This is a genomic window from Sutcliffiella horikoshii, from assembly GCF_008180725.1.
Taxonomy (GTDB): Bacteria; Bacillota; Bacilli; order Bacillales; family Bacillaceae_I; genus Sutcliffiella_A; species Sutcliffiella_A horikoshii_B.
This window is the reverse complement of sequence record NZ_VTEV01000010.1, coordinates 59,041-71,955: the sequence shown is the minus strand read 5'-3', so window position 1 is coordinate 71,955 and position 12,915 is coordinate 59,041. Positions and strand designations below refer to the sequence as shown.

11 protein-coding genes are annotated in these 12,915 nt (G+C 43.4%); all 11 read left to right on the top strand.

All coding sequences use genetic code 11. The annotated features are described in order from the left end of the window. The first annotated feature begins 10 nt into the window (after window positions 1–10). Window positions 11–1,144 carry a sensor histidine kinase gene (locus tag FZC76_RS19855; RefSeq protein WP_148989892.1) on the top strand — a complete coding sequence of 378 codons (1,134 nt, stop codon included), beginning with the start codon at window positions 11–13 and terminating at the stop codon, window positions 1,142–1,144. Then, window positions 1,145–1,783, top strand: a complete 639-nt coding sequence (locus tag FZC76_RS19850) for a response regulator transcription factor (RefSeq protein WP_148989891.1) — start codon at window positions 1,145–1,147, stop codon at window positions 1,781–1,783. Between the two features lie 474 nt (window positions 1,784–2,257). Further along, window positions 2,258–3,538 carry a DUF58 domain-containing protein gene (locus FZC76_RS19845; protein ID WP_148989890.1) on the top strand — a complete coding sequence of 427 codons (1,281 nt, stop codon included), beginning with the start codon at window positions 2,258–2,260 and terminating at the stop codon, window positions 3,536–3,538. A gap of 680 nt (window positions 3,539–4,218) precedes the next feature. Then, window positions 4,219–5,151: an ABC transporter ATP-binding protein gene (locus FZC76_RS19840; RefSeq protein ID WP_148989889.1), complete on the top strand. Its 933-nt coding sequence runs from the start codon at window positions 4,219–4,221 to the stop codon at window positions 5,149–5,151. Between the two features lie 12 nt (window positions 5,152–5,163). Next, window positions 5,164–6,426, top strand: coding sequence for an ABC transporter permease (locus FZC76_RS19835; RefSeq protein ID WP_148989888.1), 1,263 nt, complete (start codon window positions 5,164–5,166; stop codon window positions 6,424–6,426). Further along, window positions 6,427–7,530, top strand: a complete 1,104-nt coding sequence (locus tag FZC76_RS19830; RefSeq protein ID WP_148989887.1) for an ABC transporter permease — start codon at window positions 6,427–6,429, stop codon at window positions 7,528–7,530. 98 nt (window positions 7,531–7,628) lie between these two features. Continuing rightward, window positions 7,629–7,844 carry a helix-turn-helix transcriptional regulator gene (locus FZC76_RS19825; protein WP_148989886.1) on the top strand — a complete coding sequence of 72 codons (216 nt, stop codon included), beginning with the start codon at window positions 7,629–7,631 and terminating at the stop codon, window positions 7,842–7,844. Window positions 7,845–7,848: 4 nt separating this feature from the next. After that, window positions 7,849–8,262 (top strand): hypothetical protein, encoded by a 414-nt coding sequence (locus tag FZC76_RS19820; RefSeq protein ID WP_148989885.1) that lies wholly within the window; start codon window positions 7,849–7,851, stop codon window positions 8,260–8,262. Window positions 8,263–8,361: 99 nt separating this feature from the next. Continuing rightward, window positions 8,362–10,350, top strand: a complete 1,989-nt coding sequence (locus FZC76_RS19815; RefSeq protein ID WP_187442163.1) for a methyl-accepting chemotaxis protein — start codon at window positions 8,362–8,364, stop codon at window positions 10,348–10,350. Window positions 10,351–11,085: 735 nt separating this feature from the next. Further along, complete coding sequence (locus FZC76_RS19810; RefSeq protein ID WP_148989883.1) at window positions 11,086–12,114, top strand: LysM peptidoglycan-binding domain-containing protein; 1,029 nt, start codon at window positions 11,086–11,088, stop codon at window positions 12,112–12,114. A 119-nt stretch (window positions 12,115–12,233) separates the two neighbouring features. Continuing rightward, complete coding sequence (locus FZC76_RS19805) at window positions 12,234–12,875, top strand: hypothetical protein (RefSeq protein ID WP_148989882.1); 642 nt, start codon at window positions 12,234–12,236, stop codon at window positions 12,873–12,875. The last annotated feature ends 40 nt before the right edge of the window (window positions 12,876–12,915 follow it).

The window sequence follows — 12,915 nt, the reverse complement described above, 5'->3', positions numbered from 1 at the left end:
GGAATGTTTTATGGGTAACAAAATTAGTTTACTGTGGATCAAACTCTGCTTTGTGTGCACGATTCTCTTCATCCTGCCAATCTACTATTCGTTAACAGGCACGCTATTGGCTGCCTATCTTTTGGCGGCAGGAATGTATTTGGGGCTTTATTTTTCCATGCCGATTTGGAAGATAAAATGGATGGCGTATTTATTGGCAACTGGAACAGTGGTGTTGATACAACACTTTATCCTGACGCCATTTGATGTGTTGCCTTGGCTGTTGGTCTATGTTTTATTGCTGGAGGGAATGCAATCTTCCGCTACCAAGCAGGCAGTTCTCACGACAATGGCTGTTCTCTTGCCAGTTATGTTAACCGTTAGTGATCTAGCAATTTCTGATCTATTTTTCTATCATCTGTTTCTTTTCATCATGTTGATCGGTGTGGGGTCGCTTATTCATCGGTACTACCGTGATAATGAGAAGTTTGATAGAGAGTGGAAAAGTTTGTTGGTGGAGTATCGTGTGTTGAAAAGGCAGGTCCTTGAAAATGAGGAGGTCGCAAGGGTCGAGGAACGGAACCGAATTGCACGGGATATTCATGATTCTGTTGGGCACCAGCTTACGGCGCTGATGATGCAGCTGGCAGTGGCGGAGCAAGCAGCAGGAGAAGAGAAGGTTGCCTCCATTGTGAAGCAGTCCAAGCAACTGGCCCGGGAAAGCTTGGATGGGATGCGAAAAGCAGTGAAAGCTTTGCAGGGGGAAGAGGAACAGGGAATCGCATCTGTCATTCATTTGATCAGAAAGTTAGAAGCGGAAAGTCAGATGAGGGTACAGTTGACGACTAAAACGGGCGTTCTATCGCAGCCTTTAAGCAACGAGCAGAATATTGCCTTGTATCGGTTTGTCCAAGAGGGAATTACGAATGCGATGAGGCACGGTAGCTCCAAGGAAATTTCCATAACACTTGAGATCATCGGAGAACACAGCTTTCAGGTGAAAGTGGAAAATAAAGTGGAGGTTACAAGGTACGTAGAAGAAGGATTTGGACTGCAAAATATGCGAAAGCGCATGGAAGGTCTGAACGGTCGGATGGAGCGGGAAGTCACCGAGGGTTATTTTACAGTGAAGGGGATTTTCCCTTTGAAGGGAGTTACATATTAAGTGATTAATATTTTGCTAGCAGAGGATCAGGCGTTGGTCCGCCAAGGAATAAAAATGATGATTGAGCAGCATCCTTCATTTCGGGTTGTGGCTGAGGTCGCAAACGGGAAGGAAGCAGTGGAGGCATATGAGAAACATCTGGTGGACTTGGTGCTGATGGATGTTCGGATGCCCGTCATGACGGGGATTGAAGCGACAAAGATTATCAGGCAGCGTGATCCGGAAGCGAAAGTGCTGATACTCACGACGTTTGCTGATGAGGAATATGCATTGGAAGCGTTGAAGCTTGGGGCATTGGGCTATCTTTTGAAGGATGCGGATGCGGCTAGTCTTTTGTCTTCAATCGAAAGCTGCTTGAATGGAGGAATTTCCATCGATGCGTCTGTAGCGGGTAAGGTGGTGCCACGGTTGATTAATCGGATTTCTGAACCCTCTGGTGTGGAGATGGTTGAGTTGACCAGCCGGGAACGGTCCATTTTACAGCTTGTCGGGGACGGGAAAAATAATCAGGAAATTGCAGAAGCCTTGCATCTCTCTATTGGCACGGTGAAAAATCATGTGACGGTAATTTTACAAAAGCTTGGGTTGAGGGACCGAACACAACTTGCGATCTTTGCGATTCGGAATGGGGTTGTGTAGGCGGGGGATGAGAGTTCGGTCAAATAGAAGGGTTCTAAACGCCCGAAGCAGAAGTGAAACTAGAGTTCGGGTAAATAGAAGGGTTCTAAACGCCCGAAGCAGAAGTGAAACTGAGAGTTCGGTCAAATAGAAGGGTTCTATACGCCCGAAGCGGAAGTGAAACTGAGAGTTCGGGTAAATAGAAGGGTTCTAAACGCCCGAAGCAGAAGTGAAACTGAGAGTTCGGGTAAATAGAAGGGTTCTAAACGCCCGAAGCGGAAGTGAAACTGAGAGTTCGGGTAAATAGAAGGGTTCTAAACGCCCGAAGCAGAAGTGAAACTAGAGTTCGGGTAAATAGAAGGGTTCTAAACGCCCGAAGCAGAAGTAACACTGCACGTTCCGACTAATAGAGCGCTCCATTCAGCGTGAAACAAAAGCAATTTGCCCGCAGAAACACCTAAGGGCACCCCTAGCCTAATAGAAAGAGGACGATAAATGGATCCAAACCAATATGATTTGCATATGGAAACACGGTTTCAACGGATAAAGCAACGAGTCAGGGGTAAGAAGTCCGGAACCTATTCAAATGACGAATGGAGTGGATGGGTGCAACAAATAGAGAACGAGAGAGGGCTACGGATGATGAATGCCGTTCTTTTTCTCCTGCTGTCTGTATCCTTCTTTTTAGGATCTACTCCGTTATTTTTCCTTTTTTTCGCTATATTAGCTTATATGTGGGGGAACTTTTACTATCTCACCCATGTGGCCAAAAAGCTTGAGATTCACATACTGGAAGAGAAGTTGAAGCTGTTCACTGAAGATGAGGGGATGTTAAGACTTAGGATCACTCACAACAGTTTGCTTCCGATATTTTTCGGAAGGCTTAGATTGGGAACGGACAAAAACATACTTTTTCAACATGGGGAAGAGCAAATACATATGAACCAGTTACATTTTAACTTTCACCAGGTTGGGCGGAGTCAATGGGAGGTCGTACTTCCTTTCACGGCTGTGAAGAGAGGCGTGGCCCAGCTTCACCTGTTCGACATGGAAATCGATTCTTTCTTTGGTTGGGGAAAAGTATATCTTCAGACAAGAGATAAAATGCAGTTTGAGGTCATTGTTTATCCGAGAAGCGAGAAGGTAGCGGGGCTTGAAAAAATCTTTCCAAAGAAGCAAGGAGAGCAGCCGAGTAGAAGTTCCCTGTTTGAAGAGAAAAGTAGAGTGCTTGGCACAAGGGATTATGTGCCTGGTGATCCTTTCGGTAACATTCATTGGAAAGCCACGGCTAGAATGAATAGCCTGCAGTCCAAGGTGTACGACCGGACCACCCAGCTATCTTGGCTATTTGTCATTGATATCAGTACCAGCAGCTTTGAGGAAAAAATGCGGGGCATCGCGTTTCTTCTGCATTATGCCACGAAGCACAACATCTCTTTTTCCATTCTGGTGAATATTAAGAAACTCGGGAATCCATCGTATATTGTGATGAATTCAGGAGAGGGCAAGCAACAATTGTACGCAGGAATGATGCTTTTAGCTAGGATTAAGGTGGAGAACGTGATGATTCCTTCCATGACGTTCGGACAAATTATACACCAGCATGCAATAAGGCATCCTTATGTGATTGCATGTACCGAGCAAGCGGTGATGGAGACGTGGAATTTACCTACTTCCACGGAGGGATTTGCTTTGGAGACTGTGGGGGATGGTGTGAAGCTGGTGAAACTGCGGAAAGGCATGAAGCACCAGGGGATTTTTATGAAGCATGCTTAAAGCTCGAAAATCTATTCGGGCTTTTTGTCGTCTAGACTGTTTAAACGCCCGAAGACCAGAGGGAGCAGCGTGTTTTGTCTAATAGAAGGCGTCTAAACGCCCAAAGGCCAATTGAACCGGCATGTTCTGTCTAATAGAAGGCGTCTAAACGCCCGAAGTCCAAGTGAACCGGCATGTTCTGTCTAATAGAAGGCGTCTAAACGCCCGAAGATCAGAGGAAGCAGCGTGTTTTGTCTAATAGAAGGCGTCTAAACGCCCGAAAATCAGAGGAAGCAGCGTGTTTTGTCTAATAGAAGGCGTCTAAACGCCCGAAGATCAGAGGAAGCAGTGTGTTTTGTCTAATAGAAGTCGTCTAACCGCCCGAAAATCAGAGGAAGCAGCGTGTTTTGTCTAATAGAAGTCGTCTAAACGCCCGAAGACCAGAGGAAGCAGCGTGTTCTGTCTAATAGAAGGCGTCTAAACGCCCGAAGACCAGAGGAAGCAGCGTGTTTTGTCTAATAGAAGTCGTCTAAACACCCGAAGTCCAAGAGAATCCACCCGTTCTGTCTAATAGAACACCTAATAATCCCCCACCACAAAAGTGACCAAAGTCACCCCAACCCCCGCAAACTAATGACCTTCTTCAGGTTAATTTCCCCCAAGACGATAGTATAGTAAAAGTAACAAAGGGGGCCACGAACATGCTAGAAGCCATTCAACTAACAAAAATATTCAAAAACACGCAAGCCGTTAAAGGCGTCAACTTATACTTGGAGAAAGGGGAGACGGTGGGGCTGCTTGGGCCTAACGGAGCAGGCAAGTCCACCACTATCTCCATCCTTTCCTCCCTCGTCCAGCCGACAAGCGGGGACGTACTTCTCAAAGGAGAAAGTGTCAAAGAGCAACCGCAGCACCTAAGAGAAATTCTCGGTGTCGTTCCGCAAGAGATCGCAGTATTTCCGGAACTGACCGCCTATGAAAATATGAGCTTTTTCGGGAAGATTTACAAACTGCCAAAAAGCGAATTAAAGCAAAGAATAGAAGAAGTCCTGACGCTGGTCGGACTCGAGCAGCGTCAAAAAGAACCGGTAAAACAATTTTCCGGAGGGATGAAGCGCCGACTTAATATTGCAGTGGCACTGCTTCACAGACCGGAAATCCTAATTATGGATGAACCGACTGTCGGAATCGATCCCCAATCAAGAAATTACATCCTGGAAACGGTGAAGAAACTAAACGAAGAAAAAGGAATTACCGTTCTCTACACAAGCCACTACATGGAGGAAGTGGAGTTTCTTTGTCAGCGCCTCTACATTATGGACCGCGGTGAAGTGATAGCCTCTGGGACTAAGGACGAAGTGAAGAATATCCTTTCCTCTGAGCATACCATTGAGGTCGAAGTGGAAAAGGTCAATCCGACTTTTATCAAGAAGCTAGAGTCCATCCCGGCCATATCATCCGTAACCACCTTAGATAAGAAAATAATCTTATTGGCTCCGAAGAAAATCAACCTTTTAGAAGATGTCTTTGATGCCGCCAAACAAACAGACAGTCCGCTAAACGGAATACAAATTAAAGCGCCGACCCTTGAGGATGTCTTTTTGCATCTCACAGGTCGCAAGCTTCGAGATTAGGGGGGATCTAACGTGTTAAGTGCGTTTATTAAAAAAGACCTCCTTCACTTGCTGCGGGATAAAAAGGAAGTCTTGATTTTGCTTGCGATGCCGTTTGTGTTAATTACGATACTTGGGTTTGCATTAGGAGGAAACACTGACGAAGACATTACGCTCAATGCGCAGGTAGCGGTACTTGACGAAGGGAATCTTCAAGCAGAGTTAGAGGAGTTCAACGAATGGATGGTAGCAGAAAACATTCCTGATGAAGCCAGAACCGAGATCCTTGAAGCCGCCGAAAAGACCTCCTTGCCGGAGTTGCTCGTAGATACTGTGATGAAAGAGGAACTTCAAGATTTGCTGAACGTAAAAGAAGAAACAGACCTGGAAGAGGCTCTTGCCAATGATGAATACGCTGGTGTTCTGCAATTTTCAGAGGGACTTCGCTTGGAGACCTGGAAAGGGCAATTCTTCAACCAGGAAACAACAAAGGAATTGGAACTCTACTTAAATGAAGATAAGGGACTAGAAGCCAGTATCATTTCAGATGTGGTAGAGAATTTTACAAATCAAATGCGTTTGCAAACGGTGTTGACGCGGGAGGCACAACAAACCGAACAGGCTCCAGCTGAATTTGAGGAAGTAGTCCAGGTCACAGGTGAAACAGTAACAGTGAATGGAAAAGTGCCAGTAGATTCCTTTGGTTATTTTGCTGTGGGGATGAGTACGATGTTTGCTTTATATGTCGTGTCATTCGTAGCGGGTTATGCTTATTATGAAAAAGCCACATTTGTGTATGACAGAATTCTGCTCACCAATACAAACCCTTGGATGTACGCGTCAAGCAAGTGGTTTTCCGCTGTTTTGATATGCTTCTTTCAATTGTGTGCGTTATATGGTTTGGCGGCAATTATCTACCAAGTTATCTGGTCGGATATTCTTGCTTTCCTCGCGATCACACTATTTTTCAGCTTTGTGATAGGCTCGATGGCAGTGCTGATCACCGCCTTAAATTACCGTTTCGAAACACAGCGGGTATCCACGATGTTTTCTGGATTCCTAGTCAGTGTGTTTGCTTTCTTGGGTGGTAGCTTTGTCCCTTGGAATGAGGTGTCCGACACAATGTTTACGATTGCATCCTTCACACCAAACGGTGCCGCCCTGCAAGGCTATTTGAAAATATTAAGTGGCGGAGAGCTGTCGCAAGTGACCAGTAATCTTTTCCGCTTGGCAGTGGTAAGTATCGCCCTCCTCCTGATAGCCATTCCTATTTTTCCGAAAAGGAGGTTGATATAAATGAGGGCAATTCTAATCAACCATTTTCAATACTTGAGAAGACAGCCATTTGCTGTTATTGGCATGATCGTTCTAACATTTGTTTTCGCACTAGCACTTGGGCAGGTGAATCAAGCAGAACCAGTAGAGCTCCCGGTATTTTCAACCACCCTTTCTGAGGCGGAACAAGCAGAACTGATTCGGGCTCTTAATTCCAAAGCGGAGAATACCGTTTTTGTTTCCGAAAAAGAGTCTGCCGTGAAGGATAAACTCGAAAAAGGCACCATCGACATGGGGCTGCAATTGGAGCAGGGGAGCTACAAACTTTACCTTAGTGCCACCACTCCCAACACCACCTTAATAGAGGCTCATGTTGCCAACGTGTTGCAGTCAGAGCGTACGCTTTCTGACGCAGCTGAAAGACTCAATGCGTCAAAGGATGAATTGAGCGGAAAAGTAGAAGAAAGCAGTAGTTTGTTTGCTGTTTCAGAAAAATCATTCAAAGAAAGTGAATTCATCTATGATTCTTCTCTGCAGGCTTTGTTCGGATTCTCACTTTTCTTTGTCATCTTTACTGTTACTTATACGGTGAGTACTATTTTGGAGCAAAAGAGAAATGGAATGTGGAACCGTTTGATCTTGTCTCCATTGACAAAAGTACAGCTGTACTTGGGGCATGTAAGCTTCAGCTTTTTGCTTGGATACGCACAGCTGGCTCTGGTTTTCTCCTTTTTTCACTTCGTTTTAGGAGTGGATCTAAAAGGTGGATATCCGATGATTCTCCTTGTGATCATCCCATTTTTGTTTGCCATAGTGTCTCTTGGAATACTAATCAGTGCAATTGCCACCAATCCGAGGCAATTGGATGCGGTCATCCCGTTAATATCCGTGAGTATGGCTATGATCGGGGGTGCCTACTGGCCACTTGAAATCGTTCAATCAGAGGCTTTGCTCACTTTGTCCAAACTAATCCCGATGACTTATGGGATGGAAATGCTGAAGGGAGCAACGTTGTTGGATTGGTCCTTGTCGCAATTTTTGCTACCAGCTTCGGTACTATTTTGCATGGGTGTCCTCTTTATGGGGATAGGATTGAACCTGATGGAGCGGAAAGCAACGGTGTAAAAATTTTCAAGGAAGTATGTAAAGGTTTCTTTACATATTTCCTTTTTTTGTTTATAGTGTATGTAAAGATATCTTTACCTTTTATGGAGGGGACGCCCGTGGCAGTAATCAATCACATTAAAGAAATTCGGCAAAAGCGTGGAATCACCCAAATCAAGATGGCCGAAGACCTGCAAATCACCAGGCAAACGGTGAATGCCATTGAGAAAAATAAATACAACCCAAGCTTGGAATTGGCCCTCAAACTGATTGCCTACTTTGATGTGCCGATTGAGGAAATGTTTTATCTAGACGAGAAGAAAAAGGGGGAGTAGGGAAATGAAGTCTAATAAGAAGTGGTTTTGGTTGGCATTCGTAGTTATCTTAATTTGCATGCAGATTGGCGGAGCTTTGGGGATTTATATCATAGGCCGGGAAGAAGGGGTTTTTGATTATAGTCTTTTACTATCCATGTTTCAAGGTACCTTGGGAGGCCTTGTCTTGGTGCTATTAATTATGTATTTTCATAAAAAAAGAATGCCGAAATTACCGGAATTTGATGAGCGTAGTATGTTATTGATGAAACGCTATTTCTTGGGAGCTTTCTATGTGGTGTTCATAGGCAGCGGAGCGATTGTCGTGACCCTTGCACTTCTTGGCTTCCAAACGGTGGAAGTGGGAATGCTTGCTGTGTATCTGAGCATTTTGTTTATCGTCGTTGGAGCGGGAGCGCTTGTGACGGCGCGACTTTAATAGTGTTTTTTGAAAATACTGATTTCTCCTTTGTTTCTTAACATTTAACATCGTATGTCGATAAAATATTTATCCGTTAAAAACAAAGGAGTCATATATATGTTTACATCATTAAGAGGGAAACTGGTCTTTTCATTTTTGTTACTGATATTTTTAATCATTGCCAGTGTAGGTGCTATTACATATAGTCAAGCAAAGGAAAAAATAGAGCATGAAGTCGTTGCAAATGCGGAAGCTGCAATGGTAGACCTTGAAAAGACTATTCATATTTACCTAGACAACTATTCTAAAATACTTAGTTCCTATGGGAGCACCTCACTAGTGGATGATTTTCTTGTAGATGGATCTCCAGCCAATGAGGCGACAATGTTAGCTGGCTTCAGTAAAGTATTAGGGAATTACCCTGACATGCAGGTGCTGTACTTAGCAACCAAGGAAAAAGGTTTTTATTCGTCTCCGGACATGGAACTCCCATCTGACTTTGATCCGACTACGCGCACATGGTATGTGCAGGCCATGCAAAGTCCTGGTGAAGTGATCTATACCGATGTCTATACAGACTCAAGTACAGGTGAACCAATTATCACCTTGGCAAAAGCGGTAACGGGTGATGGAGTGGTGCAAGGAGTCCTTGCAACTGACATTAACATTACGGCTTTAGAAGAGCTAGTTGCACAGAAAGAATTAGGATATGGAGGATATAGCATCCTTTTGGACAATTATGGTGTGGCATTGGTGCATCCTACTTTGACTGGGGAGAACCTACTGGATCAGGACCTGCCGTTTGTAGATAACATGTACAAAGAAGAAGCAGAAGGAATCCAGCGATATACATATGATAACGCGAAAAGAGTAATGGCTTTTAATACGATAGATGAAACTGGCTGGAAAATAGGCGGGGTCTTCTTAGAAAAAGACATGCTTCAATTAGCAAACGGTATCTTAAGAACCATCTTTATTGTAGGGTTGCTTGCTTTGGTGGTGGCAAGTATTTCTACCATTCTACTAGCACGCTATATTACTAGGCCGATATTGAGGTTGAATTCTGAGGTTACCAAAGTTGCCAATGGAGATTTAACGGGGGATATTGAGGTTGGTTCCAAAGATGAAATTGGCGTGTTGGCAACGTCTTTTAAAACGATGCTTGTGAACATGCGCGAAATGATTGGAACGGTGGCAGATTCTTCTCAGAAAGTGAAGGCGTCTGTGGAAGAAATGAGTGCCGTGACAGAAGAAGTTTCCGCAACCAGCGAAGAGATGAACCGCGCGATTGAGGAACTTACAAAAGGTGCAGTCCAGCAGGCAACTGATTTAGAGGGAACAAGCTCCCGTACACAGAATCTCGCGGATAATATTGAGGATGTGTTAGCCAAGCAAGATGAACTTCAGGTGCTGTCTGGGCAGATTATTTCTGCAAACGAAACGGGTCTGGGGAAACTGGAAGTACTGCAGGGGCATACAAATGAATCATCGGAAATTGTGATGAGCTTAAATACGCTGATGACCCAGTTCACGGAGAAGATTAAAAGTATTGAAGAAATTACGTATACCATCAACGAAATTTCCAATCAAACAAACCTGTTGGCGTTGAATGCAAGCATCGAAGCGGCACGCGCCGGCGAACATGGGCGTGGATTTGCGGTAGTGGCAACGGAAGTAAGAAAGCTGGCAGAGCAAACAGCCGACTCGACCCAGCATATTAAAGAGACCATTTCGAGCATTCAAGAAGAGTCCATTGTAATTTTGGAAGAGATGGAGAGAACGAACAAAATCTCAAGCGAACAAAGCCTTGCTGTAACAGAAACCGGCGAGTCATTCGGAGAAATCGCGACCAATATCCGCTCCATTATTGGATTCATAGAGGACATCATGACCAACATGAATGCCATGAATGAATCAAAGGAAGAAGTGCTTGCTTCTGTTCAAAGCATCTCCGCCATTGCCGAGCAGTCTGCTGCGGGTACGGAAGAAATTGCGGCATCCACAGACGAGCAAGTGAAGGCAATCAGCAGTATTGCGTATTCAGCTGAGGAACTGCTTGCGATGAGTGAGAATTTGAGTGAACTGATAAAGAAATTTAAGTTGTAGGATTTTTTGTGGGACCCCGGCCGGGTGGATGATTGGATGGCCGGGGTTTTTGAGTTTTTGGGAGACACGCTCAGGTTTGGAAGATGGGGTGTTTGGGTGGCACTTACTAGCTGGTGGGCTTGGAGGCAGGGTTTTCTTGAAATAATGCTAGATTTCTTGATATAGCTTGAAAATTATTGATATGTAGGTGAGTTTTCTTGATATAATTCATTTTTTCTTGATATATCCTTAAATTTCTTGATATGTACATGGTTATGCCGGTATCTTAAGATTCCGAGTAACTATTTAGGCCACTTCGCTACCAAAACACCAAAACTTTCCCCTACCTGCATTCAATTCCCCTGGTTTGCATTGAACGTTGGCCCTTAAGCAGCCACTTTTTTGCTCCAATGGATATATCCACGTTTACAATGGATAAAACAATTTTACAATGGATATATTCCATTTGCAGTTGATATATTTGTATTACAATGGATAAATGATCCGTTTCAATGGATATCCAGTTTTATACCGCAAATTCACCTCTGTGACAATAGCCACAATCGAAAAACAATACAAACTACGTCCATTTGAGTAGATTTACTCAACAAAAACCCACTAAAATACAATAATTATTACTATTTTCCCTACTTTTCGCCCAACCCTAATAATTAGTCACCTCTTTACGAAATATCTCTGTGATTTCGACAAAATACTTCAAACAGAAGAATATATTGGTAGAAACCGAGGGGGATTATGGTGGAAAGTCAGAATGTTAGGTCTCGTAAAGAGAGAATTGAGACGCAGAAGAGGATCAACAAGGGGAAAAGAGATAAGAAAATTGTTAGTTATGTCCTAGCTGGAACGCTTGCGGTTAGTGCGTTTATCACAGTGAATGCTAGAGGTGAAGTGCTGGCAAATGAGGCGGTACACCAAGTAAAACCTGGAGATACGTTATTTTCACTAGCTCAAAAGTATGGGGTGTCCGTTAAGGAGTTAAAAGACTTGAATGGTCTAAAGTCTGACATCATAAAAGTGGGGCAAATCTTACAGTTGAGTGAATCTGGTACTAAAGAAGTGGAAGAAAACAAGAAATTAACACATGAAGTGTCATCTGGTGATACATTATTTTCAATAGCGAAGAAATATGGTCTTTCCATCACGGAACTTAAACAAGTAAATAACCTGAAAACGGACCTGATCAAAGTGGGACAGGTCCTGAAGGTTGGAACTAAAGCGACTTATTATAAAGTAATGGCTGGGGATACTCTCTTCTCGATTAGTGAAAAATTCAATGTAACGGTTGGTTCCATCCAAAAGGAGAATAACCTCACAACAGATACAATTCACATAGGGCAACAGTTAATCATCCCTGCTTCTAATCATGATGTGGTGGAAAAGTCACAGGAAAAAGTCACAAAGGCATTTTACACAGTAGCACCAGGGGAAACGTTGTGGGGCATAGCCAAAAAGTTTAATATGTCCGCCCATAAAATAAAGAAAGATAACCACATGTCGACGGACGTAGTGCTGATTGGTCAGGAATTGAAAATCCAGTCGGACGGCATGTTAAAAGCCAACGCTGTCATAACTGGAGTAGTAGATCAGAATTCAGTGGAGTTTCTGATAGAAGGAGAGAAGGAGCCGGTTGTACTGAGGGTTGCCTACGGGACGGCTCCAAATTATGATATTATCTCAGGAGCGGAGCTGACTATCATTTACAAAAAGGGAATCAGTCCTGTTTTAGTGGACCTTGTGTTTGCTAATGAGGAGTTTGGTTATTAATATTTAGGAGGAGAGGATCACTTATGGTGGTCCTTTTCTTATGCTGCAAACAAAGGTATTTACCTTTTTATCTAGAAATATTTACCTAAGAACGCAATAGAAAGCGGGTAATACCTAACATGTTAAAGAGTAAGCCAGCCTTATATGTTTCTGTATCAATGATTGTCATCGCAATGATTATGTCTTTTCCGTTTGAGCTAAACTCCCCTTATGGGCCAGAGCGGACCTCTGTCTTATCGATTCCTAAGAGAACAGTGGAAGGAACCGTGTATGTCGGAGTGATAACCGTTTCTATTTTACTATTGGGAATAGTCTTCTTGGTGATAGCTTTGAAAGAATACCGCGCACGCGCCGTCATAATGACAGTTCTCCTCTTTATGTTTGGTCCGTTAATGATTGCAGAAGCATACCAAACCACCTTTGCTACCGGCATTGATGCGATTTCCTATGACAAAGAAAGAAGTACATGCTCTTATGAGGCCAAAGATGAAACAACCATGACAGCTCAATGCGAATTATATCTTCAGAATCATAGTAAGGAAGATGTGTCTTTCAAACTCACTTTCTATGAAGAAGAGTTTTTAAAAGGGCCTCAATATATGAATAATGGAGGACCATTTGATATAATCGTCCCACCCAAAAATGAAAATCCAATTATCGTGAAGCGAGTGCTAAAACTGGAAAAGGAGCAGCCTTTTTCAGGATCTGATAGTCACTTCAATGTCATTTTGGAAGCCGAAGGAAAGAAACGAATTCTTTAGTCAAACGTTTGTTTAAAAAAGAATTCTCTAGCTATTAATA

Coding starts and splice junctions, on each gene's coding strand:
- FZC76_RS19855 (WP_148989892.1), top strand. CDS start 11: ATGGGTAACAAAATTAGTTTACTGTGGATCAAACTCTGCTTTGTGTGC.
- FZC76_RS19845 (WP_148989890.1), top strand. CDS start 2,258: ATGGATCCAAACCAATATGATTTGCATATGGAAACACGGTTTCAACGG.
- FZC76_RS19840 (WP_148989889.1), top strand. CDS start 4,219: ATGCTAGAAGCCATTCAACTAACAAAAATATTCAAAAACACGCAAGCC.
- FZC76_RS19830 (WP_148989887.1), top strand. CDS start 6,427: ATGAGGGCAATTCTAATCAACCATTTTCAATACTTGAGAAGACAGCCA.
- FZC76_RS19820 (WP_148989885.1), top strand. CDS start 7,849: ATGAAGTCTAATAAGAAGTGGTTTTGGTTGGCATTCGTAGTTATCTTA.
- FZC76_RS19815 (WP_187442163.1), top strand. CDS start 8,362: ATGTTTACATCATTAAGAGGGAAACTGGTCTTTTCATTTTTGTTACTG.
- FZC76_RS19810 (WP_148989883.1), top strand. CDS start 11,086: ATGGTGGAAAGTCAGAATGTTAGGTCTCGTAAAGAGAGAATTGAGACG.
- FZC76_RS19805 (WP_148989882.1), top strand. CDS start 12,234: ATGTTAAAGAGTAAGCCAGCCTTATATGTTTCTGTATCAATGATTGTC.